The organism is Pseudomonas sp. gcc21 (assembly GCF_012844345.1).
Classification (GTDB): Bacteria; Pseudomonadota; Gammaproteobacteria; order Pseudomonadales; family Pseudomonadaceae; genus Halopseudomonas.
In genome coordinates this window covers 436,250-456,590 of sequence record NZ_CP051625.1, presented here as the reverse complement: position 1 = coordinate 456,590, position 20,341 = coordinate 436,250, and the positions used below count along the sequence as shown (strand labels likewise).

26 protein-coding genes are annotated in these 20,341 nt (G+C 57.3%); 10 read left to right on the top strand and 16 right to left on the bottom strand.

All coding sequences use genetic code 11. The features are described 5' to 3' along the window. Positions 1-7: 7 nt before the first annotated feature. Entirely contained in the window at positions 8-1,045 is a 1,038-nt protein-coding gene (locus HG264_RS02310; protein ID WP_218573031.1) for a sodium:calcium antiporter, read from the bottom strand. 217 nt (positions 1,046-1,262) lie between these two features. On the opposite strand from HG264_RS02310, the gene HG264_RS02305 reads away from it, so the two are divergent. Continuing rightward, a complete protein-coding gene (locus HG264_RS02305) occupies positions 1,263-1,562 on the top strand; it encodes a hypothetical protein (protein WP_169406146.1) in 300 nt (99 codons plus the stop codon). Positions 1,563-1,677: 115 nt separating this feature from the next. Here HG264_RS02305 and HG264_RS02300 read toward each other — a convergent pair whose 3' ends face one another. The 3 genes from HG264_RS02300 to HG264_RS02290 all read right to left on the bottom strand — a co-directional run bounded on the left by HG264_RS02300 (position 1,678) and on the right by HG264_RS02290 (position 4,419). Further along, positions 1,678-2,037, bottom strand: a complete 360-nt coding sequence (locus tag HG264_RS02300) for a DUF2892 domain-containing protein (RefSeq protein WP_169406145.1) — start codon at positions 2,035-2,037, stop codon at positions 1,678-1,680. 104 nt (positions 2,038-2,141) lie between these two features. Beyond that, positions 2,142-3,371: an organoarsenical effux MFS transporter ArsJ gene (gene arsJ, locus HG264_RS02295; protein ID WP_169406144.1), complete on the bottom strand. Its 1,230-nt coding sequence runs from the start codon at positions 3,369-3,371 to the stop codon at positions 2,142-2,144. Between the two features lie 43 nt (positions 3,372-3,414). Beyond that, positions 3,415-4,419 carry an ArsJ-associated glyceraldehyde-3-phosphate dehydrogenase gene (locus HG264_RS02290; protein ID WP_169406143.1) on the bottom strand — a complete coding sequence of 335 codons (1,005 nt, stop codon included), beginning with the start codon at positions 4,417-4,419 and terminating at the stop codon, positions 3,415-3,417. Between the two features lie 144 nt (positions 4,420-4,563). Between HG264_RS02290 and HG264_RS02285 the strand changes: the two genes are divergently transcribed. After that, positions 4,564-5,640, top strand: a complete 1,077-nt coding sequence (locus tag HG264_RS02285) for an ArsO family NAD(P)H-dependent flavin-containing monooxygenase (RefSeq protein WP_256663745.1) — start codon at positions 4,564-4,566, stop codon at positions 5,638-5,640. Positions 5,641-5,727: 87 nt separating this feature from the next. Here the strand turns inward: HG264_RS02285 and ppnN are convergent, their stop codons facing one another. Beyond that, positions 5,728-7,098: a nucleotide 5'-monophosphate nucleosidase PpnN gene (gene ppnN, locus HG264_RS02280; RefSeq protein WP_169406141.1), complete on the bottom strand. Its 1,371-nt coding sequence runs from the start codon at positions 7,096-7,098 to the stop codon at positions 5,728-5,730. Between the two features lie 234 nt (positions 7,099-7,332). Here ppnN and HG264_RS02275 point away from each other — a divergent pair, with 234 nt between their 5' ends. From HG264_RS02275 to HG264_RS02260, 4 genes are all read left to right on the top strand, one after another. After that, positions 7,333-7,938, top strand: coding sequence for a cell wall hydrolase (locus HG264_RS02275; protein ID WP_169406140.1), 606 nt, complete (start codon positions 7,333-7,335; stop codon positions 7,936-7,938). Between the two features lie 262 nt (positions 7,939-8,200). After that, entirely contained in the window at positions 8,201-8,539 is a 339-nt protein-coding gene (locus HG264_RS02270) for a DUF3135 domain-containing protein (protein ID WP_169406139.1), read from the top strand. Between the two features lie 164 nt (positions 8,540-8,703). Continuing rightward, entirely contained in the window at positions 8,704-9,333 is a 630-nt protein-coding gene (locus HG264_RS02265) for a bifunctional 2-polyprenyl-6-hydroxyphenol methylase/3-demethylubiquinol 3-O-methyltransferase UbiG (RefSeq protein ID WP_169406138.1), read from the top strand. Between the two features lie 90 nt (positions 9,334-9,423). Next, positions 9,424-9,588 carry a hypothetical protein gene (locus HG264_RS02260; protein ID WP_169406137.1) on the top strand — a complete coding sequence of 55 codons (165 nt, stop codon included), beginning with the start codon at positions 9,424-9,426 and terminating at the stop codon, positions 9,586-9,588. A gap of 42 nt (positions 9,589-9,630) precedes the next feature. Here the strand turns inward: HG264_RS02260 and HG264_RS02255 are convergent, their stop codons facing one another. The 3 genes from HG264_RS02255 to HG264_RS02245 all read right to left on the bottom strand — a co-directional run bounded on the left by HG264_RS02255 (position 9,631) and on the right by HG264_RS02245 (position 10,854). After that, the gene (locus HG264_RS02255) at positions 9,631-10,104 is read right to left on the bottom strand and encodes a DUF6644 family protein (RefSeq protein WP_169406136.1); all 474 of its coding nucleotides are present in this window, start codon (positions 10,102-10,104) and stop codon (positions 9,631-9,633) included. A 5-nt stretch (positions 10,105-10,109) separates the two neighbouring features. Beyond that, complete coding sequence (locus HG264_RS02250; protein ID WP_169406135.1) at positions 10,110-10,496, bottom strand: DUF6152 family protein; 387 nt, start codon at positions 10,494-10,496, stop codon at positions 10,110-10,112. Positions 10,497-10,581: 85 nt separating this feature from the next. Continuing rightward, positions 10,582-10,854 (bottom strand): ORF6N domain-containing protein, encoded by a 273-nt coding sequence (locus tag HG264_RS02245; RefSeq protein WP_169406134.1) that lies wholly within the window; start codon positions 10,852-10,854, stop codon positions 10,582-10,584. An 80-nt stretch (positions 10,855-10,934) separates the two neighbouring features. Here HG264_RS02245 and HG264_RS02240 point away from each other — a divergent pair, with 80 nt between their 5' ends. After that, positions 10,935-11,555: a flavin reductase family protein gene (locus tag HG264_RS02240; protein WP_169406133.1), complete on the top strand. Its 621-nt coding sequence runs from the start codon at positions 10,935-10,937 to the stop codon at positions 11,553-11,555. Positions 11,556-11,626: 71 nt separating this feature from the next. After that, positions 11,627-11,908 carry a peptidylprolyl isomerase gene (locus HG264_RS02235; RefSeq protein WP_169406132.1) on the top strand — a complete coding sequence of 94 codons (282 nt, stop codon included), beginning with the start codon at positions 11,627-11,629 and terminating at the stop codon, positions 11,906-11,908. Between the two features lie 84 nt (positions 11,909-11,992). Here HG264_RS02235 and HG264_RS02230 read toward each other — a convergent pair whose 3' ends face one another. From HG264_RS02230 to dctP, 8 genes are all read right to left on the bottom strand, one after another. Beyond that, positions 11,993-12,805: a CAP domain-containing protein gene (locus HG264_RS02230; RefSeq protein WP_169406131.1), complete on the bottom strand. Its 813-nt coding sequence runs from the start codon at positions 12,803-12,805 to the stop codon at positions 11,993-11,995. Positions 12,806-13,021: 216 nt separating this feature from the next. Then, the gene (locus tag HG264_RS02225) at positions 13,022-13,213 is read right to left on the bottom strand and encodes a CsbD family protein (RefSeq protein WP_169406130.1); all 192 of its coding nucleotides are present in this window, start codon (positions 13,211-13,213) and stop codon (positions 13,022-13,024) included. Positions 13,214-13,302: 89 nt separating this feature from the next. Further along, positions 13,303-13,551: a DUF2789 domain-containing protein gene (locus HG264_RS02220; protein WP_169406129.1), complete on the bottom strand. Its 249-nt coding sequence runs from the start codon at positions 13,549-13,551 to the stop codon at positions 13,303-13,305. Between the two features lie 176 nt (positions 13,552-13,727). After that, positions 13,728-14,156, bottom strand: a complete 429-nt coding sequence (locus tag HG264_RS02215; RefSeq protein WP_169406128.1) for a universal stress protein — start codon at positions 14,154-14,156, stop codon at positions 13,728-13,730. 379 nt (positions 14,157-14,535) lie between these two features. Next, positions 14,536-14,751: a hypothetical protein gene (locus HG264_RS02210; RefSeq protein WP_169406127.1), complete on the bottom strand. Its 216-nt coding sequence runs from the start codon at positions 14,749-14,751 to the stop codon at positions 14,536-14,538. Positions 14,752-14,983: 232 nt separating this feature from the next. After that, positions 14,984-15,550: a dCTP deaminase gene (dcd, locus tag HG264_RS02205; RefSeq protein WP_169406126.1), complete on the bottom strand. Its 567-nt coding sequence runs from the start codon at positions 15,548-15,550 to the stop codon at positions 14,984-14,986. 84 nt (positions 15,551-15,634) lie between these two features. After that, complete coding sequence (gene apbC / locus HG264_RS02200; protein WP_169406125.1) at positions 15,635-16,729, bottom strand: iron-sulfur cluster carrier protein ApbC; 1,095 nt, start codon at positions 16,727-16,729, stop codon at positions 15,635-15,637. A 178-nt stretch (positions 16,730-16,907) separates the two neighbouring features. Next, on the bottom strand, positions 16,908-18,068 hold the full coding sequence (dctP, locus tag HG264_RS02195) for a TRAP transporter substrate-binding protein DctP (RefSeq protein WP_169406124.1): 1,161 nt from the start codon (positions 18,066-18,068) through the stop codon (positions 16,908-16,910). A 236-nt stretch (positions 18,069-18,304) separates the two neighbouring features. Here dctP and HG264_RS02190 point away from each other — a divergent pair, with 236 nt between their 5' ends. Both HG264_RS02190 and HG264_RS02185 read left to right on the top strand, forming a co-directional pair. Next, the gene (locus HG264_RS02190) at positions 18,305-18,895 is read left to right on the top strand and encodes a TRAP transporter small permease (protein ID WP_169406123.1); all 591 of its coding nucleotides are present in this window, start codon (positions 18,305-18,307) and stop codon (positions 18,893-18,895) included. A 15-nt stretch (positions 18,896-18,910) separates the two neighbouring features. Beyond that, a complete protein-coding gene (locus HG264_RS02185) occupies positions 18,911-20,194 on the top strand; it encodes a TRAP transporter large permease (protein WP_169406122.1) in 1,284 nt (427 codons plus the stop codon). Positions 20,195-20,341 lie beyond the last annotated feature (147 nt).

The window sequence follows — 20,341 nt, the reverse complement described above, 5'->3', positions numbered from 1 at the left end:
TGTTCGACTATCCCATCACCAGCAACGCCACCCCGAGCAGATACAACAGCACTATCGCAACGCTCTCCGCGCCAACACGCCCCGGCCCCTGCTCCTGACGTCTGATCAAGCCCATCATCAGCACCGCCGACATGACCATGGTCAACGAGACCCATAGCAATATCTGTCCGGACATCACGTGGTAAATCGAGCCGCCACGGTAAGCAACATCCGAAGCTGCGGTGAACAAGGTATCGAATGCATTCCCACCGACGATACCGCCGACGGCCAGCGTCAGCGCGCCCCGGCGGACTGCCGCGATCGAGGTAACCAGTTCAGGAATAGACGTGCTGATGGCTGTCAGCAGCACCCCGACCGTCGTCTGGCCGAGGCCGGTGAGCCGGGCAATATTGGTTGCAGCCGGCTCAAGCAGCCAGCCGGCGATGCCCAGCCCGCCCATCAGCAGCAGGAAGCTGACCCAGAGCTTTGCCAGCGATGGCGTGGCCGACTCGTCGTCGGGCGTATCCTCACGCGTTTCATCGGTCACCTGGGGATGCCACATGGGATGGCTGCGGGCCTTGCTCACCAGATTGATACCGTACACGTACAGCGCCAACAGGATCGGGGTAACCGGATGGATATTCCAGACGGTCACGTCAGGCAGGTTGGGCGCCAGCAACAATACGCCAAGCAGGGTAATGAGCAACGCGTTCTGCAACATGTTCGGCGCCGAGGCGGCTGCATGCTCCAGATTCGCCCGGGTGTGCGTCATATCCGCCACAACCAGAAAAAGGGTCTGCACAGCGATGCCACCCAGAGCATTGGCCAAAGCCAGATCCGGGTTGCCATTCCAGGCGGCGGTAACGGACAGCACCGCGCCTGACAGCGAGGTAGCCGCCCCCAGCAACACCGCGCCCACGACGGCTTCGCCCAACCCGGTTCGATCCGCCAGCTGATCAACGACCCGCGTTATCAGGGTGCCCAACATGGTGATCACGCCGGCACACAGGCAGAACACGAGAACGCTCAGGGTCAGCGACCAGGTTGAAGGATTGAAGAAGTTCAAATCCGTCTCCTTATGCGCAGCAAGGCGGGTTGCCTGCCCACCCTCATCCATTGAACGGGTTGGGCAGTTTGCCAGTCTACTGATCGTGCATAGCGAGCATTGGTGGTGTTTCCCCGCCTGGCTCGCACAACCTTGATATTGCTATCTGAAATTTACCGGCCCGGAGCCGCCTCGCACAGGCGACTGATTCGCGGCCATGTCCCAGGAGACACGCTTTATGCATCCTCTCAAGACACTGCTAACGGCTTCAATTCTCGCCTCATTCAGCCTCGCCGGCCCAGCGGTACTGGCAAACCAGGAGAATGGCGAACACAAGACAGGCCAGGCTACGACGAGTAGCCAATCGGGCAGCCAGCAAAGCAATACATCCAATAACCGCGGCGCGGAATCCGGCGAAACAGACGACGCAACGCACACCAGTCCTTACAAAAAGACTTATCCTGCTGAGGATCCGGTCACCAATGGCGAAGCAAACGACACTGAGAGCGACACCGACAACCGGGACAACGATGGTTAGCGCTAGAAGCGCATAAACTGCGCTCGCAGAACGAGCAAAGGGCCATAGGCCCTTCGCTCGTGATGCTCATAATTGTCGGCTCAGCGATCGATCCCGCACCTGAGCCGACCCGCGCTTACAGACCCGGGGTCGTCTTGGGATGGGTTTCGTGGCCCATGGGGGTGGTGTCAGGCATCGACGTACCGGCGTCCTGGAAGTCAGGACTATGCACCTCGGAATCGAGCGGCATATGGCTGTAGCGTTCCTTGGACTCGTGCTTACCGGAGCGCCTCTCGACCAGCTGACGCTTCATCTTGCACTGACCGGTAACGCCGCGTAAAAGCGCCATGCCGCCCAGAGCAAGTTCCAGAACGCTACCCACCCCACCGGTACGCATGCCTCTTTTCAACAACATCAGACCACCAGCAACTGAAGCGGCACGCTCCCACCCCTGGACATTCTGTGGTGCGTTCGAATCGTACAGTTTGTTCATCATCTAACTGATCTCCTTGATAAGGCACATCGTTTATAGATGACCCTACCAATGGACAACCGTTCCGGGCAGCAGATGGAATACGTGCGAAATCTTTTCTCCTGCTGTTAGCGCACGGGCTCACCAGGAGAGTGACGCGGCAACGCGACGGAAATCAGCGCTGCGACCACTACGAAGGCGCTGGACGCCCAGAGACACACTTCCAGCCCATACGCCTGATACAACCAACCCGAAAGCAAAGTGCCGATCAATCGCCCCATGGCATTGGACATGTAATAGAAACCCACATCCAGCGATACGCCATCGTCTGTGGCATAGCTGACGATCAGGTAGCTGTGCAGCGAGGAATTGATAGCGAACAGCACACCGAAGACCAGTAAGCCGCCCACCAGCACCAAAGGCTCAGACAGGTCTGTGCCCAATGCCAGTGCGATAGCTGCTGGCAAGCCGGCGAGCAACATCGCCCAAAGCAAGGCAGCGCCGCCGTCGGGCACTCTACCGCTAGGTGAGCGAGTCAGCGCAGGAGCAAAGGTCTGCACAATGCCGTAACCAATAATCCAAAGCGCCATGAAACCGCCCACGCGCCAGAAGTCCCAATCAAAGGCGGTACTCAGATAGACTGGCAAGGCCACCACAAACCAGATATCGCGGGCGCCGAACAAAAACATGCGTGCCGCTGACAGAAGGTTGATTGCCCTGCTTTTGGATAACAGCTCCCGGAACTTCGGTTTGGCGCTGGCCTTGCCCAGATCCTTTTTCAGCGTAATCACGCTGAAAACCCACACCAGCGCCAGCGCACCCGCCATCCCCAGCATCGCACTACGAAATCCTGCGGTAGAGAGCAAGAGCGCGCCGAGGAAAAACCCGACGCCCTTGAGTGCGTTTTTCGAACCGGTCAGCAACGCAACCCATCGATACAACGCACCCTGTTGATCAGCAGGCACAAGAAGCTTGATCGAGCTCTTTGCCGACATCTTGTTCAGATCCTTGGCGATCCCCGATAGCGCCTGAGCGGCCATAACCAGCGGCACACTCAACCAGGAAACTGGCGCAGTGAGCACCAGGAGCGCCACCACCTGCAATGCCAGCCCGACATTCATCGTGCGGTTCAGACCGAGCCGCGCACCCAGGTAGCCACCGATCAGGTTGGTCAGCACCCCGAATATCTCGTAGAACAGGAACAGCGAGGCGATCTGCAGAGGCGTGTACCCCAACGTATGAAAATGCAGCACCACCAGCATGCGCAACGCGCCATCGGTCAACGTGAATACCCAGTAATTACCGGTCACCACGAGATACTGGCGTACCTCCGGGGACAGCCCTGACACCCTCTTCATCAAACCTCCCTGCTACCTGTAGGGGCAACCGACACCGATCGCATCAGCCTGCAGCACCCACCAGCCGAGCCAGCTCGACCGTACGGTTCGCATAGCCCCATTCGTTGTCATACCAGGCGTAAAGCTTCACCTGGGTGCCATTGACCACCATGGTCGACAGCGCATCGATGATGCATGAACGCGGGTCCGTTCGGTAATCAATGGAAACCAGTGGACGCTCTTCATATCCGAGAATGCCGCGAAGATAATCAGCCGCCGCAGCCTGGAACAACGCATTGACTTCCTCTACTGTGGTCGCCCGCTCCACTTCGAATACGCAATCGGTCAATGACGCGTTTGCCAGCGGCACGCGCACCGCATGGCCATTCAGGCGGCCTTTGAGCTCCGGAAAAATCTCGGCAATCGCCGTGGCCGATCCGGTCGTTGTCGGGATAAGACTCATGCCCGACGCCCGCGCCCGACGCAGATCCTTGTGCGGTTGATCGAGAATGCTCTGGGTATTGGTCAAATCATGAATAGTAGTGATCGAGCCATGGCGAATCCCCAGATGTTCATGGATGACCTTGACCACAGGCGCGAGACAGTTAGTCGTGCATGAGGCGGCGGTGACGATGCGGTGAACGGCCGGATCGAACAGATGATCATTCACGCCCATCACGATATTCAGCGCGCCCGGCTCTTTGACCGGCGCACTGACGACTACACGCCGCACACCCTGCTGCAGATAGGCTTCGAGTAGCGCGACGGTCTTCATCCGACCGCTGGCTTCGATAACCACATCACAACCCGACCAATCCGTATCGGCAATGGCCTGATTAGCCGTGACCCCTATCCGCTGTCCACCAGCCAGAATGGTGCCATTCTCTGCGGTGGCCTGGTGCTGCCAGCGCCCATGGACAGAGTCGAAATTCAGCAGATGCGCGTGAGTAGGTGCATCGCCTGCGGGATCATTGATCTGGACGAACTCAACGTCTGGCCAATTGAATGCAGCGCGCAGTGCGAGCCGTCCGATCCGGCCAAATCCATTGATACCAATGCGAATGGACATAGATATTTCCCGTTTTGATGAGGTCGCAAGAGGATGTGCAATGGTATTACGCATAACGGCATAAAACACCGCTGCGTAACGGCACAATCAACGTTTGGGCACGCTGACCCAGCCTTTCTGCCGTCTCACGCCCGGGATCACAAGGTGACACTTAACAAAACGCTCGATGTTCTGGTTATCGGCGCCGGCCAATCGGCCCTGGCGACTGCCTATTTTCTGCGCAGAGCACAGCTCGATTATGTTGTGCTGGACGAACAGCCGCAGCCAGGGGGGGCCTGGCTGCATGCCTGGGACTCCCTGCGATTGTTTTCCCCGACCACCTGGAGCTCCATTGCCGGCTGGCAAATGCCAACGGCAGCCGATGACTACCCGCATCGCGACGCCGTTATTGATTATTTGAGGCGCTATGAGCAGCGGTATCAGTTTCCGATACTCCGGCCCGTTCATGTCGATTCGGTGATCCGCGAGGGAGACTGTTTGCGGGTGCGGGCCGGCACTGACAGCTGGCTGACCCGAGCGGTGGTCAGTGCGACCGGCACCTGGTCCAGACCCTACATTCCCCAATACCCGGGCGCCGAAGATTTCACCGGACAGCAGCTGCACTCATCCCGCTACCGGTCGCCGAAGCCCTTTGCCGGCAAGAAAGTCATGATCGTAGGGGGCGGGAACTCAGCCGCGCAGATCCTGGCTGAGGTATCGCAATACAGTGACACGCTATGGATCACCCCGCAGCCCCCGTCGTTTCTGCCTGACCATTTTGACGGCCGCGTATTGTTTCATCGCGCCACTGCCGCATGGAAAGCAGAACAGGCGGGCCGGAAAAGAGAGGCATCGGCCGGCGGGCTGGGCGATATAGTGATGGTAGAACCCGTAGTCGAAGCGCGTGAACGCGGCGTTCTCGCAGCGCAGCGACCATTTCAACGCTTCAACCGCTACGGCATCGCCTGGGCAGACGGCAGGCAAGCGTCCGTCGAAGCGGTGATCTGGTGCACAGGCTTTCGTCCGGCGCTTGATCATCTTGCCGAACTGGACATCATCGAGGCAGACGGCAAGGTTCAGGTCGAGGGTAATCGCTCGGTCAAGCAACCCAATCTCTGGCTGGTCGGATATGGCAATTGGACAGGCACAGCCTCCGCCACGCTGATCGGGGTAACACGTAGCGCCCGCGCCGCGGTATCCGAGATCCAGACGCTCCTGTCACAAACGACCGATTGCCAGTGAACCCGAGTTTTACGCTTGAGCGCTTCAGGCAGGCAGAGCTCGCAATTTCTACCTACCTGAAGCTGGCCTCTGCGTCAGGTCGGCGGTCTAACTGACTACCCGATAACAGGGCTCGTAGGGCATCCCCCCCGGCAACTTCATACGATCCTGCTCGACGAAGGATTCGAGAAGCTTGTCCAGCGGTTCCATAATGGCCGATTCCCCGCGGATTTCGTACGGGCCATGCTCCTCAATACGCCGAATACCGCGCGCCTTGACGTTGCCCGCCACGATCCCCGAAAAAGCCCGGCGCAGATTGGCTGCCAACTCGTGTGCAGGAAGGTCACGGCTTAACTGCAAGTTGGCCATGTTCTGATGGGTTGGGTCAAAAGGCCGTTGAAAGCTCTCTTCAATCTTGAGCAACCAGTTGAAGTGGAAGGCATCATTGCGTGCACGGCGAAATTCGGTAACAGCCTTCAGTCCTTCAGTCATTTCCCGGGCGACCTGAGCCGGGTCGTTGATGATCACCTGATAACGACTTTGCGCGGATTCACCCAGCGTGGCGCCGATAAAGGCATGAACCTGGCGAAGATAGGGCTCGGCGCTGGCTGGCCCGGTCAGAATCACCGGGAAGGGAACATCGCCGTTGTCCGGGTGCAGCAAGATGCCGAGCAGATACAGAAACTCTTCTGCCGTGCCGACTCCTCCGGGGAAGATGATAATGCCGTGACCCACGCGAACGAAGGCCTCCAGGCGCTTTTCAATGTCCGGAAGAATGACCAGTTCGTTGACGATCGGATTGGGGGCTTCGGCCGCAATGATGCCCGGCTCGGTCAGACCCAGATAGCGACCGTGTCGGATTCGCTGCTTGGCGTGGGCTATGGTGGCGCCCTTCATGGGCCCTTTCATGACGCCCGGGCCGCAACCAGTACAGATGTCGTGATTGCGTAGCCCCAGCTCGTGCCCGACTCTTTTGGTGTACTTGTATTCCTCGGTGCTGATCGAATGCCCGCCCCAGCACACCACCATGTTCGGTTCGACACCGGCACGCAAGGTGCGGGCATTACGCAACAGGTGGAAAACGTAATCCGTGATGCCCTGGGAGTTGGTCAGGTCGATTCGCGGGCTGCCCAGCTCACTCTCTGTGTAGACGATGTCTCTCAACGCGCTGAACAGCATCTCCTTGGTGCTGGCGATCATCTCACCATCGACGAAGGCATCAGCCGGCGCGTTGATCAGATCAAGCCGCACACCCCGATCCTGCTGACGAATCCGTACTTCGAAGTCTTCATATGCTTCGAGAATTGTCTTGGCATTGTCTATCTGGGCGCCGGTGTTGAGGATCGCCAACGCACACTGACGAAACAGTCGGTAGGTTTTGCCGGAGCCGACTTCGCTGAGCTGTTGGACTTCGAGCTGGGACAGCGTTTCCAGGCTGCCACGGGGATTTACTGAAACGTTGACTACTTGTCTTTGCATTCTGAATTCCGGCCAGATGAGGTAATGACCCAATCTTACTCCAGCCTCGCTGAGGTTTCGCACAGGCGAAACATGAAACCACGATCAGATCGGCGAAACGGGCGCTGCATGTGCGAGTCATTGATGATCGATTGGAAGTCCTAGGACAGTACGCTGGCCGAATAGTTTGTGCACATCGCGTTCAACGCAACGCAAGCCGAACTACACTGAGATTCTGTCACCTGGAGTACGATCATGCGGCTTATCCGGATTGCGCTATATCTGACGGCTTTGACGTGCATCAGCCCATCCCTGGCGACTGAAAGGGCGGAACGGGCCGAAGCCGCAATAAGCAAGGCGGAAACGCTCGAGCAAAATACCGTTGATGAGGGAGACGTCAGTCGGGCCGCCTCTGCTGATGCGATCAGCAAGGCCGAAGCCCGAGCTGTCGATCCGGCCGGCGAGGCGCCACTGGATGACGCCATCACCTGCCTGGCGCGCTCAATCTATTGGGAAGCAAAGGGCGAAACGACAGCCAGCATGGAAGCAGTGGCCAGCGTGGTGATGAACCGGCTCGCCGATAGCAGCTTTCCAAAAACTGTATGCGACGTGGTGAAACAAGGCTCGGAACAGGGTTCCTGCCAGTTCTCCTGGTGGTGCGACGGCCGCTCGGACACAGTACAAGAGGAAGCGCCCTACCGAATCGCGACAGAGGTCGCACGCAAAGCGCTCAACGGTCAGCTTAAAGACCGCACCAGAGGTGCGCTGTATTTCCATGATCGCCGCGTGGCACCTGGTTGGGCGGATATCTTCACCAAGACCGCCGAAGCTGGCGACCTGCTTTTTTACCGTCCGGATTAACCGCCACTGACCAGAACGGAATTAACTGGCCACTATCGGGTCTGTGTAAATAGGAACACCCAATCAGCCCTCCTCATGCTTCAGCGAGAGCCCGGGTGATCTGTAGCCGGCCCGCCACTGTGGGCCGGGAGGTCTCACTCTGGTTCCTGGAACAGAGCTGTCCAGGTCACGCCTCAAGCTTTCTGGGCACAGGAGTGCACGGTTGACCCGTGAATAATCATAACCGGGGTAAGCGCGTGGATCAGACTTCAGGGGTGCACTCATGACCAGACACGCCACCGAATTACCCAGCTTTGACGAACTTGTAGAAATGGCGCAAAAACGGCCTGAGGAGCTGGAAAACCTCAGGCAACGAATGACCGATGACATTCTGCGCGACGCTCCCGCGGAACGACGCCGGCGATTGTTAGGCATTGTGTTTCGCGTGGATGCCGAGCGGCGCAGGGCCAAAAACCCCATGCAGGCCTGCATCAGGATATCGCAGATGATGATGGATTCGGCTCTCGAACTGCGCGACGGCATCCTTGGTCCGCTACCGACCCGCAACGAAGCCAGGCTGGCAGAGGTTGTCCCGCTACACAAGAACAGACCCAGCCGCTGAGACTGCTCCAGCACCTGATGTCCGGCGACCGCACCGGGCATCAGGACAAGCCCCCGCCCCGCAGAACGCACCACCTTTCTCCTGACGATTCGACAAAGCCCAATCGACTCAGGCATCAGCTTGGGTAGACTGGGGTATACCCAAGCTGTCGATAGGATGCCTGTATGACCTCCAGCACCGAAGCGCTTTCCAGAATCAGTGCCGTGACCATTGGCCATTATCAGCGCCAGGCTGAACAGTTCGAGGCGGGCACTCGCGATCATGACGTGCGCCAGAACATTGATGCCCTGCTGCGCCATATCAAGGCCGACGCTCCGCTGCAGATCCTCGACTTTGGATGCGGCCCGGGGCGAGACCTGCGCACCTTCGTCGAAATGGGCCATCAGGCGGTTGGACTGGATGGCTGCCCTCGTTTTGTCGAAATGGCCAGGGCCAGCAGCGGCTGTGAGGTCTGGCTTCAGGACTTCCTTGCGCTGGACCTACCTGCCGAACGATTCGACGGCATATTCGCCAATGCGGTGCTGTTTCATGTGCCAAGCGCGGTGATACCGACGGTCCTGCGCCAGCTCAGGACGAGCCTCAAGCCCGGCGGCGTGCTGTTCAGCTCCAATCCCCGCGGTCATAACGAGGAGGGTTGGAATGGCGAACGTTATGGCGCTTACTACGATCTTGAAATCTGGCGCACATTGATGAATCAGGCTGGCATGGAAGAACTGGAGCACTATTACCGGCCCGCTGGCTTGCCCCGTGAGCAGCAACCCTGGCTGGCCAGCGTGTGGCGCAAGCCGGACTGAGCTCGCCTGAAGCTCGTACAGGCTATAGCTGAACTTCGCCGCTGTTCGTATTTCCAATCGGTAGAGCTACTGAGCCATTGGGAGACGATCATGAGCGACAAAGAAACCCCGCTGGACGACAAGCCCCGAACCCCGGAACCGTCGCAGGACGAGCCCGACATCACCATGAACGATGCAGGGGAAGGTGGTCCCGGAGAAGATCCGGATTACGACGAAGCCGGCGAAGGGGATGACGGTATCGACGACCGCCACTGACCAAGCAATATCGGCGCCCCGATCAGGGTTCATCGGCACGGCTTAGATGAACCCTATCCACCGACCCGCGACGACTGCACCTATCCAGATGCTGACGGAAGCCAATGCATGCAGACGCACCGCTGCACCGGCCTTGCCCGCTTCAAGGGCCGCACGCCAACGCGCTCGGCTGTGCAACCAGAGCGCATTCACCACTCCCAGCACTATCAGGCATAGCTTGGTGAGAAAAGCCGGATTGTCGAGGTAGGCAAAAGAATCGACGCTGAACAACCACGCTCCGGTGAATATCGCCAGAAGCAGTCCGCACGCTGCGCTGCGGGAGAGCATCGGCCCGACCGCATCCAGCGGCACGACCCGAAAGACACCAAGCAAACGAAGATCCAGCGTAACGATGTTACCTACCAGATACGCCAGGGACAGAATATGAGCGGCATTGACCAGTAGATAGGCGGTTCCCGAATCCCTTAGCCAGGCTGTCGGCGGAAATTCGGATAGTGCCGTCCAAAATTCCGGCATTGCCGCTACTGCTCAACACGCTCTGGATAGATATCGTAGGTTTTTCCGTCAACCGTAACCTGCACTGCTTTCATGCGTAACTCGGAGCGGTCCTGACTGCGATTGCCCACGACAGTTATTTCGTCCCCGGCTTCCGCCGAGTCCTCATCAAAACCTGAACGCGCGGTTCCGGCTGGATTTCCCAGCTGGATATGCCAGCTTTCACCCTCCTGCGTTTCGATATCCAGCGAGGGATGCGGCGGCGCAATGCTGACGTTTTTGACCGTTCCGGTAAGTTGCATCTGTTCAGGTTCGGCCCAGGACCAGCCGTGATGTGCCGTTACGCCTGAGGTGAACAGCAAGCCTGCAGTAACCGTGGCGACAGTAGCAATGGATGGCAATCGATAGGACATTTCGCTCCCTCCTCTTTCCGGACCAGTCAGTCTGAGCACAACGACTGTTTCACTGAGTATAGGAGCAGAATGCCGTTAGGCTCAGTCAACCAGCACCGAGCAGCCGCTGATAACCGTTGCGGCTGAACAACACCAGATGATTGGTGCTGCGGTAGATAAGCCCGGCCGCCTTGAGCGATTCGATAAACCCGGCATGCTCGGCTGCATCAAGATAGAAAAAATCAACCTGCTCGACCAGCTGCCCCCGGCGGCGCTTGAAAGCGCGGAATGCGGTGCCCTTCTCCACGCCGTTCAGTTCGTCGAGCTGTTTGAAGCTCAGGGTCGCCTGCCCTGCATAGTCGATCGGTTTCATTGTCATTTATCCCTCTTGACAGCCATGACCTGGTCCGGATGTGCATGTGATAGGTTACAGCGGAATCTAACAAACCAAAGGGCAGCTTGATGGATGACTTCCATTACTACGAACCGGCGAAAGGCCACGGTTTGCCACACGACCCCTTCAACGCCATCGTCGGACCGCGACCCATAGGCTGGATATCATCGTGTGATGCTGCAGGCAATGTAAACCTGGCACCCTATAGCTTCTTCAATGCATTCAATTATGTACCGCCCATCGTCGGCTTCTCGAGTGTGGGCCGCAAGGATAGCCTGAACAATATCGAGCAGACCGGTGAATTCGCCTGGAATCTGGTCACACAGCCCCTCGCAGAAGCCATGAACCAGACTTGCGCCATGGTCGCGCCCGATATCGACGAGTTCGATCTGGGCAGGTTAGACAAGGCGCCGTCGCGGTTGATCGCACCGCCGCGGGTGGCGCAAAGCCCTGTGTCATTTGAGTGCAAGGTAACCCAGATCGTCCAGTTACAGCGTGCCGATAAAAGCCTGGTGCCCAGCTGGCTGATTCTGGGCGAGGTCGTCGCGGTACACATAGCCAACAGAATGCTGCGGGACGGAATTTACGATACCGCCGCTGCGGAACATGTATTGCGCGGTGGCGGACCGGCAGATTACTTCTCCATATACCCGGATTCGCTGTTTCGCATGACCAGACCAACATAACGCCCGTGCTGGTTCCCGAGGCACGGGCGGTTGCGGTACTCTGCTCCCTCCCACTAACAGGAGCATATTTCATGGCCCAAGCAACAGCCCGTCACATCCTGGTTTCAACCGAAGCGAAATGTAATGAGTTAAAGAGTGCCATCGAAGGCGGCGCTGACTTCGCACAGGTAGCCCGCGAAAACTCGACCTGCCCTTCAAGCCGCCAGGGCGGTGACCTGGGAACATTCGGTCCGGGTCAGATGGTCAAGGAATTCGACACCGTTGTATTCAGCGCGCCTGTAAACGAAGTTCAGGGCCCGGTAAAAACACAATTCGGATACCACCTGCTGGAAGTTACCAGCCGCCAGGACTGATCAACGCCGGTTACTTTCCGGCGCGCCGGGCTCGACCGCATGAAGGCGAGCCCGGCAGATCCCGGCGACATGCCCCGCACGCAACTACCTCAGCGGTGTACCGAAAACCTGGGTCCAGACTATGGTGCCCTTGCCGTCATCGCTCAAAGCGTATGCCGCACCCATTTCGGTATAACCCGGTTCCATTATGTTGGAACAATGTCCCGGGCTGGCCAGCCATCCTTGTACAACCTGTTCAACCGCGCCCTGCCCCGCTGCGATATTTTCGCCAATATGACTGAACGCATAGTCCTGAGCAGCGGCACGTGAATCAACCTGTTTCCCATCTTTTCCGGTATGACTGAAATAACCCTGTTCCGCCATATCTTCGCTGTGCTCAAGGGCTGCCGCTGCCAGTTTGGCATCCCACTGAAGCGCTGGCGCCGCCTGGTATTCGGTATCTCCGCACGACCGGGGCACGCTGCGCGCTTCATTCACACGCGCCAATACCGCCTTTCCGGCTTCCCGCCAGTCGCCCAGATTCTCATCCAATAGCGGCTGAGCCACGATGATGTGCCAGGTATTGCCTTCCTGGCGAATGCCAATGTCGGCCACGTCCGGATCAAGCAGCGCACGGCAATAACGGTCTTCGATCAGGCCCATCGCCGTCTCAGCATCGGCGGGTCCGGAAAAGCCCAGTGCCTGAGCGCCTGCGGCCTGATAGCCGGCCTGGTGCAACATCGATTGCAACGGCTTGTCCTGACCCAGCCGAATCCCGGACAGCGTCTGGTCCGGCGTCAACGGACCGACAGGGCCAACCTCCTGCCCTTCACAGGACTGCTTCGATTCACGGAACTGGTTGATCAAGCCGATCAGATCGGCCGCCTCATCAGCAACCACCCCAGGGCTCAGCAGCATTATCGGTAGCAAGCAAATCGAGGCTGCCCTGTGCATGACCCTGGACATACTGGGAGCTGAATCCCTCGATTCTGAAAACATGACTGTCTCATTCCTATCGCCCGCCGTGCACAGTTGGACAACTGGTCTCCGCCAAATACTCTCTTTGTTCCAGAAACAAAAAAGCCGGAAGCTTATGCTTCCGGCTCGCCCGTTTACAGCTCACTGGGATAAGCGTCAGGCTTTGTCGACACCCTTCTTGATGGTGTCCTTGGCTTCACCCTTCATGCCTTGCGCTTCGCCTTTGGCTTCCTGAATCTTGCCTTCCCTCTTGGTTTCGTGATCGTCTGTCGCTTCACCTATGCCCTGCTTGGCCTTACCCATTGCTTCATTGGCCTTGCCTTTGAGCTTGTCACTTGTGCTTCCCATGATCGTGTCTCTCTCTGCTGGAAATACGAGGTGTACATAGAGTCGATCCTAATAACGGACGACAGTTCACTTGAGGTGCACAAAGGAGCTCAAGGATGGGGCTGATTCTCGTGGAGCAAAACGTTGAGCTCATCAACCACAGGCTCCCAGTCCGCATCGTCCATGATCGACTCTTTCAGGAACGCTGCCTGGGATTCGTTCCAGAATGGCGCTTCTGAGACTTTGACGTCATCAGGCAAAGGGGCGTGGCTGGCAATGAATGCATCAATACTGGCCTGATCGGATGGCAGGCCCAGTTGTTCGAATAGCAAGCTCAGGTCTTTATTGAGCAGTTCCATATTGACTCCTCTGTCAGGCGCCGGAACTAACGGCTCCAGGTCGCGTGCTTGGTTACCCATGACCTGCTGAAATACTGCCGTTGCGAGCAACGCATCAGCAGGCTCTAACCAGTAGAGAGTCGTTCGGTGATATCGGTTCCCTCCGAACCGCTTCGCTGGAAGGAACCGAAGGCGATTTACTTGACCAGCAGAACCGGAACCGGTGAGTTATGAACCACACGTGTGGCCACAGAGCCCATCACCAGATTACCCAGGCTACCCATGCCCCGTGTACCCATTACAACGGTATCGCATCCATGGCGGGCGACTGCCTCAACCAACTCGGAAGTAATCTCTCCGACGGCGGTATGGGTCTCGCAAGCGATACCTGCCGCCTCAAGCTTGACCGCTGCTTCGGCGACGATTTCCTTGGCATGATCCTCCGCCCCCGCATTCAGTTGCTCGAGCATCGTGGCGGATACATAGTTGCCATACAGTTTGGGGCCAGATTGCACGTTCAACACATGCACCTTCAGATGCGGGTATTCCTTTGAAAAATCCACAAGGTATTGAATGGCACGCCTGGCTGAAGGCGATCCGTCAAATGGCACCAGTACCGTCTGCATAGCATCTCCTCGTTCTTGTTGATCCCGGCCTTGTCACTATAGCCATTGTTGCACCGACATATCACGTTCGGGTTGACCTCAATCAATGTGCTTGGCGAGATTGATTGTTCGGGTCAACAACACAGCAATGCAGCTTCCACCACGCTACCTCCGGAATCAGCTGTCGCGAGCTGACAGGCGGTGGGCGACTGGCTACAAAGCTTGCCTTTAAAGTTCAGAAACCGAATCCCCCTGGTCCCCTTTTTCAAAGGGGGAATGGGTCTGTGCCATGCTTGCTGAACTCGCCCACTGGTCGTCGCCCAACCGACTACGGCTGGCCACGAGTGGTTTTATGGTCGAGCCAGCCTAATGCCGAACAAGCCCGCCGGCTGTTCGGCCGCTACATCTCAGCGTGACGCCGCCGGATACTCATGTCGATGCGCATACAGACCGCGGCGATAAACAGAAAGGCGATACCCAGCGCACCGCGACTGACTGGTGTGCCGAAGATTGACGAGACGGCATTGGCGACTTCATTGGGATACGCGGCCAGGAGGCCGCCAAGCGGCACCATGATGAACAGGAAGCAGAAGCCCAGAGTACGGAAGATTTTCAAAGTCGCCTCACACCATGCGTTGTTGTTTTAAGGAACCTCTGAAGAACGTAGCGAGCGAAGGCCAGGCAAGGCGACATCCGACGAAAAAGCGCAGTTTACGTGTTGTAAATGAGCACTTTGAGGAGGATCTCAACGCAGCCTGGCCGAACGCAGTGGTTATTCAGAGGTTCCTTGACCCAGCATGGCGCGATTCGGCCCGATAAACAAACTAGACGATGGTGGAAGGTTGCGCTCAGGCGCGCGGCAGCGTTACGCCGCGCTGACCCTGGTACTTTCCACCCCGGTCCTTGTACGACACTTCACATACTTCATCGGATTCGAAGAACAACATTTGCGCTACGCCTTCGTTAGCGTAGATCTTCGCCGGCAAGGTAGTGGTGTTGGAGAACTCGAGCGTTACATGGCCTTCCCATTCCGGTTCGAGCGGGGTGACGTTGACGATAATGCCGCAACGCGCATACGTGCTCTTGCCCAGGCAAATGGTCAGCACGTTACGCGGGATACGGAAGTATTCCACGGTGCGTGCCAGCGCAAAGGAGTTCGGCGGAATGATGCAGACGTCACTCTTGATGTCGACGAAGCTGGCTTCATCGAAATGCTTGGGATCGACGGTAGCCGAGTGGATATTGGTGAATACCTTGAATTCATCCGCGCAACGCACGTCGTAGCCATAGCTGGATACTCCATAGGAGATTACCCGGCTGCCTTCCTCGCCACGCACCTGGCGTTCCAGAAAGGGCTCAATCATGCCCTGCTCTTCGGACATGCGGCGAATCCAGCGGTCAGATTTGATGCTCATGGAGTGTCCTGCTTTAAGACCAGAAAAGGTGCCGTATCTTAGCCGGTTATGCCTGCCGACAAAAGGTCGGCAGGCGAGCAGCCATCAATCATCGCTGATACTGATGGTCGGAGCGGCCTGGGCATGTCCGGCGCGCTGGGCGATACGGGCGCCAACGTGACGGGCAATGTCCTGATAGAGCATGCTGATCTGGCTGTCCGGCTCAGCGATGACGGTGGGTTTGCCCCCATCGGCCTGTTCGCGAATCATCATGGACAGCGGCATCGAAGCCAGCAGGTCCACCTCATATTCATCCGCCAACCGCTCCCCGCCTCCTTCGCCGAACAGGTGCTCGGCATGCCCGCAATTGGAGCAGACGTGCACGGCCATGTTCTCTACCACGCCCAGTACCGGAATATTCACCTTGCGGAACATCTCCACGCCCTTCTTGGCATCCAGCAAGGCCAGATCCTGCGGTGTGGTGACGATGACGGCGCCGGTAACCGGCACCTTCTGCGCCAGAGTCAGTTGAATATCCCCGGTACCCGGTGGCATATCCACCACCAGATAGTCGAGGTCGTTCCACGCGGTTTGCGTCAACAGCTGCATCAGCGCACCGGAGACCATCGGGCCCCGCCACACCATGGGGGTCTTGGCGTCGGCCAGAAAGGCCATGGACATAACCTGTATACCGTGGGCCGTCGGCGCGATAAAAAACTTTTCGTCTCGTACTTCAGGGCGCGTGCCCTCTGCCAGTCCGAGCATCAGCCCCATGCTGGGACCATAAATATCAGCATCAAGCACGCCGACCCGGGCACCTTCTCTGGATAACGCCAGCGCAAGGTTGGCGGCAGTAGTGGACTTGCCCACACCGCCCTTGCCCGATGCCACGGCGATAATATTCTTGACGTTGTGCAGCGCTTCCACTGAACCCTGCGCAGGCGCGGCGGCAATCTCGCAGCGCACGTTGATAGTGGCCGATTCGACGCCATCCACGTTCTCAACGGCAACTCTGAGCATTTCGGCGATTCCGTTGATGATGCCGGCCGCCGCATAACCCAACACCACCTCCGCCGTAACCTTGCCGCCGTCTATATCCAACTGCTTGAGGCAACCCGAACTCACCAGATCTGTCCCTGTATAGGGATCCTGATATTGAGCGAGGGCACGTTTGATGGCGGGACGATCTATAGCGGTCATGGGGTATCCAATGCTGTGACGTTTCAGTTTTGTATGCTACTGACTGAATATCAGCCAGGGAAGCGCTGTGCCGAATATGACACCGCGCAACCATGCTTTACTCATGAAAAAGGCCGGCGCACGAGAAAGTGCGCCGGCCTTGATCGAACTCCTGCGAAACCAGGCAGGTATGAGCGTCTTACGCCGCTTCAGGCTGCTCTGCTTCTGTTGCCTCGTCTGTTGCCTCTTCAGGTTGCTCGCCCGCTTCAGCTTCAGGTTCCTCAGCGGCATCGGGCTGTTCCTGCTGTGACTCATCGCCTACCTGCTCGAGAAGTGCATTAAGCAGCGTTTCACCACGCTCGCCAACCATATCGACGAAGACATCGCGAACCGGCAAACTGCGCTCGCGGAAGGCTGCACGCTCTTCGGCGGTGAGGTAGATCAGCTCGATATCGCTGTTCTCGGTGATGATATCCAGGCGCTCGGTGTTCAGACGCGTCTGCACGTCATGAATATAGGGCACCAGTTCCACCACTACTTCTTCGATCAGGTCCCTGAGCTCATCAGACAGGTTTTCGTACCAGGACTGGTTGGCCATGAAGGTGGCGATAAACTGTGCCTGATTGGCAAAGATCATGTAGTCCTGGACTTGATAGAAGTCCATTTCCTGATGTGCGAATACCGGCTGAATATTACCGTCCAGCTGCCCCAACTGCAGGCCGCTATACAGCTCGCCGTATTCCATAGTGGTCGGGTCGGCGCCGTAGGCACTGTATGTTTCGCTCAGCAGACGGTTATCCATGGTGCGGATGGCCAGCCCCTGGAAATCTTCAGGCGTACGGATTGCCTTGTTTGCGGTCCACACCTGCCAACCTTCCGGCACAATTGCCAACGGCTGGAGATCACGTTCGTTGAACGCTTCGATGAGAGCGGGGTGCTTGCGGAAATCGGGGTGATTAAGAACTTCGGTGTTTCGCTTTTCGTCATCGGTGAGGACGAAGTTCAGGCTGAACAACTGTGATTCAGGGACGGTCCCGCCAAGAAAGCCGGAGCCAAACGCCATTTCGATCGAGCCTGCCTGGACCTGGTCATAGATATCGGTCAAACCGCCGAGCTGGCCATAAGGGAAGAGTTGGACTTCAACTTCGCCGTTTGTCTTCTCGCTCATGAGTTCCGCGAACTGCGCGGCGTATTCGTATTGGACACTGCCTTCAATCTCTTCAAGGCCAACTCGCCATACTTCGACCTGCCCCGGTTCCGGTTGTGCATCAAGGCCGGTTTCGGCTGTTTCCGGTTCATCCGAACCACACGCCGCCAATACCAGGGCTGCCGCCCCAACTACTCCATTACGCCAGTTCATGGAACGCTCCTTATCGATTGTTCTGGTTAACCGCTTTTAACCTTATCACAAGGTCGTCATATGTCCACGTCGTGCAAAAACTCGAGTCATGAGTTAAGGTCAAAAAAGAAACTATTCTCGTAGTGCATGCAACGTGATCCTTTACTCAGTGCATGGACTACAGATTGAAAGTAAATATCCCGACGTCATATCCGCGATCGGGTAGTGCCTGACCAGGCCATGGAGAGGATCAACAGATGCCCGAGCCTGCCGACACGTCGGACAGCCACTCGTTCAAGGCATTGCTGAGCAAAGCTCTGCGCGCGCTGGATCGAATAGCGGAACATATCGAAAAAATCATATTAGGCAGCAGCGTGCTGTTTCTGGCCGGCCTGTTGATTGTGCATGTAATTGGCCGCCAGTTAATCGGAACCGGGGTAACCGGTCAGGTGGAACTGACTCAGATGAGTCTGATCATCATGACCTTCGCCGGGCTGGGTTATGCCGTTCGCCGCGCACGGCATATTTCGATGTCGGCCTTCTATGACCAGCTCAAGGGCACGCCGCGCAAAATCCTTCTGGTCACCATCTCGCTGTCGACCGGCGCCCTGATGTTCTTCTTTGCCTGGCATGCATGGGATTACGTCATGGCGATACAGAACCGCGGCCGTACTTCTTCCGCGCTGCAAATCCCGTTATGGATTCCCTATCTGATGGCCCCGCTGGGCTTCGTTCTGGCGGGCGTCCAGTATTGGCTGACTGCAATTCGCAACATGCTTTCCAAGGGCATCTACCGTTCATTCAATGAGAAAGAAGTCTACGATGAAGTGCCCGACTCAGCTCCGTAACCCGGTACACAAGCCATGCTGACCCTGACAATGATCGTTATGGTGGTATTGCTGCTGCTAGGGTTCCCGATGCTGGTTCCCCTGCTCGCCGCCAGTCTTATGTTGTTGTTTCTTGAACTCGACATGAACAATGTCAGCCTGCTGTTGGGGCAGATGATCAGCGGCGTTCAATCCTGGGCGTTGGCTGCCGTTCCACTATTCATATTCGCTGCGGATGTCATGACTCGCGGCCACACCTCCCAACGGTTGCTCGACCTGGTACAGAGTTTCGTTGGTCATCTGCGCGGCGGCTTACCAATTACCACCGCTGCCGGCTGTACATTATTTGGCGCCGTTTCAGGCTCTACGCAGGCTACAGTGGTTGCCATGGGTGGCCCGATGCGGCCAAAGCTGCTCGAGAAAGGTTATTCCGACAGCTTTACCCTGGCGTTGATCATCAACGCCAGCGATATCGCGCTGCTGATTCCGCCCAGTATCGGCATGATCATTTACGGCGTGGTATCCGGCGCTTCGATCGGTAACCTGTTCATTGCCGGCATTCTGCCTGGCCTGATGATTCTGCTGATGTTTTCGCTGTACTGCTGGATAGGTTCGATCCGCATGGGCATCGAACCTGAACCCCGTTTGGGTTGGGCCGTTCGTTGGGCAGCAATGAAAAAGGCCGTACTGCCCCTGGGTTTTCCGCTGGTTGTGGTTGGCGGCATTTATGGGGGCATTTTCAGCCCGACTGAAGCTGCGGCCATTGCGGTGCTGTATGCGTTGGTGCTGGAAATCGTCATTTTGCGTGCGGTCAAGATCAGCGAAATCTGGGATGTGGCGCTTTCAACTGGCCTGATTACAGCCGTGGTCTTCATTCTGGTAGCAGCCGGGACGGCATTCACCTATACCATCTCGTTCGCGGGCATACCCCAGGCGATACTTGGGCCGATCATCGAGACTATCGGCGACAGTCAACTGTTGGTGCTTGGCCTGATTGCTATTTCCTTTTTCATCGGCTGCATGTTCGTCGACCCCATCGTGGTCATCCTGATTCTCACGCCGCTGTTCAAACCCGCGGTAGACGCAGCTGGACTCGACCCAGTGCATGTGGGTGTCATCGTGACCCTGCAAGCGGCAATTGGCTCTGCCACGCCTCCGTTCGGCTGCGACATCTTCACCGCAATGGCCATCTTCCGACGCCCGTATTTCGACGTCATCAAGGGTACGCCACCCTTTATCTTCATTCTTCTGCTGGCCACCGCGTTGTTGATATTCTTCCCCCAGATATCACTCTGGTTGCCCTCATTGTCCGATTCATGAGGGCGGCAACCCGAGCAGAGCATTTGTCACGCAGCGGATAACAAAAAAATACATTCCCTCCCCTTCGGTTATTTCCTGCCCTGCCGATACGTCTATATAGTGGCGAAACCCAATCAGCGGTATCGATTGATAGGCGAAAAACGCAAC

What these genes read in the sequence shown, in the direction of transcription:
- HG264_RS02305 (WP_169406146.1), top strand. Translation starts at nt 1,263, where the DNA reads ATGCATCCTCTCAAGACACTGCTAACGGCTTCAATTCTCGCCTCATTC.
- HG264_RS02300 (WP_169406145.1), bottom strand. Translation starts at nt 2,037, where the DNA reads ATGATGAACAAACTGTACGATTCGAACGCACCACAGAATGTCCAGGGG.
- arsJ (WP_169406144.1), bottom strand. Translation starts at nt 3,371, where the DNA reads ATGAAGAGGGTGTCAGGGCTGTCCCCGGAGGTACGCCAGTATCTCGTG.
- HG264_RS02290 (WP_169406143.1), bottom strand. Translation starts at nt 4,419, where the DNA reads ATGTCCATTCGCATTGGTATCAATGGATTTGGCCGGATCGGACGGCTC.
- ppnN (WP_169406141.1), bottom strand. Translation starts at nt 7,098, where the DNA reads ATGCAAAGACAAGTAGTCAACGTTTCAGTAAATCCCCGTGGCAGCCTG.
- HG264_RS02275 (WP_169406140.1), top strand. Translation starts at nt 7,333, where the DNA reads ATGCGGCTTATCCGGATTGCGCTATATCTGACGGCTTTGACGTGCATC.
- HG264_RS02270 (WP_169406139.1), top strand. Translation starts at nt 8,201, where the DNA reads ATGACCAGACACGCCACCGAATTACCCAGCTTTGACGAACTTGTAGAA.
- HG264_RS02265 (WP_169406138.1), top strand. Translation starts at nt 8,704, where the DNA reads ATGACCTCCAGCACCGAAGCGCTTTCCAGAATCAGTGCCGTGACCATT.
- HG264_RS02260 (WP_169406137.1), top strand. Translation starts at nt 9,424, where the DNA reads ATGAGCGACAAAGAAACCCCGCTGGACGACAAGCCCCGAACCCCGGAA.
- HG264_RS02255 (WP_169406136.1), bottom strand. Translation starts at nt 10,104, where the DNA reads ATGCCGGAATTTTGGACGGCACTATCCGAATTTCCGCCGACAGCCTGG.
- HG264_RS02250 (WP_169406135.1), bottom strand. Translation starts at nt 10,496, where the DNA reads ATGTCCTATCGATTGCCATCCATTGCTACTGTCGCCACGGTTACTGCA.
- HG264_RS02245 (WP_169406134.1), bottom strand. Translation starts at nt 10,854, where the DNA reads ATGACAATGAAACCGATCGACTATGCAGGGCAGGCGACCCTGAGCTTC.
- HG264_RS02235 (WP_169406132.1), top strand. Translation starts at nt 11,627, where the DNA reads ATGGCCCAAGCAACAGCCCGTCACATCCTGGTTTCAACCGAAGCGAAA.
- HG264_RS02230 (WP_169406131.1), bottom strand. Translation starts at nt 12,805, where the DNA reads ATGCTGCTGAGCCCTGGGGTGGTTGCTGATGAGGCGGCCGATCTGATC.
- HG264_RS02225 (WP_169406130.1), bottom strand. Translation starts at nt 13,213, where the DNA reads ATGGGAAGCACAAGTGACAAGCTCAAAGGCAAGGCCAATGAAGCAATG.
- HG264_RS02220 (WP_169406129.1), bottom strand. Translation starts at nt 13,551, where the DNA reads ATGGAACTGCTCAATAAAGACCTGAGCTTGCTATTCGAACAACTGGGC.
- HG264_RS02215 (WP_169406128.1), bottom strand. Translation starts at nt 14,156, where the DNA reads ATGCAGACGGTACTGGTGCCATTTGACGGATCGCCTTCAGCCAGGCGT.
- dcd (WP_169406126.1), bottom strand. Translation starts at nt 15,550, where the DNA reads ATGAGCATCAAATCTGACCGCTGGATTCGCCGCATGTCCGAAGAGCAG.
- apbC (WP_169406125.1), bottom strand. Translation starts at nt 16,729, where the DNA reads ATGACCGCTATAGATCGTCCCGCCATCAAACGTGCCCTCGCTCAATAT.
- dctP (WP_169406124.1), bottom strand. Translation starts at nt 18,068, where the DNA reads ATGAACTGGCGTAATGGAGTAGTTGGGGCGGCAGCCCTGGTATTGGCG.
- HG264_RS02190 (WP_169406123.1), top strand. Translation starts at nt 18,305, where the DNA reads ATGCCCGAGCCTGCCGACACGTCGGACAGCCACTCGTTCAAGGCATTG.
- HG264_RS02185 (WP_169406122.1), top strand. Translation starts at nt 18,911, where the DNA reads ATGCTGACCCTGACAATGATCGTTATGGTGGTATTGCTGCTGCTAGGG.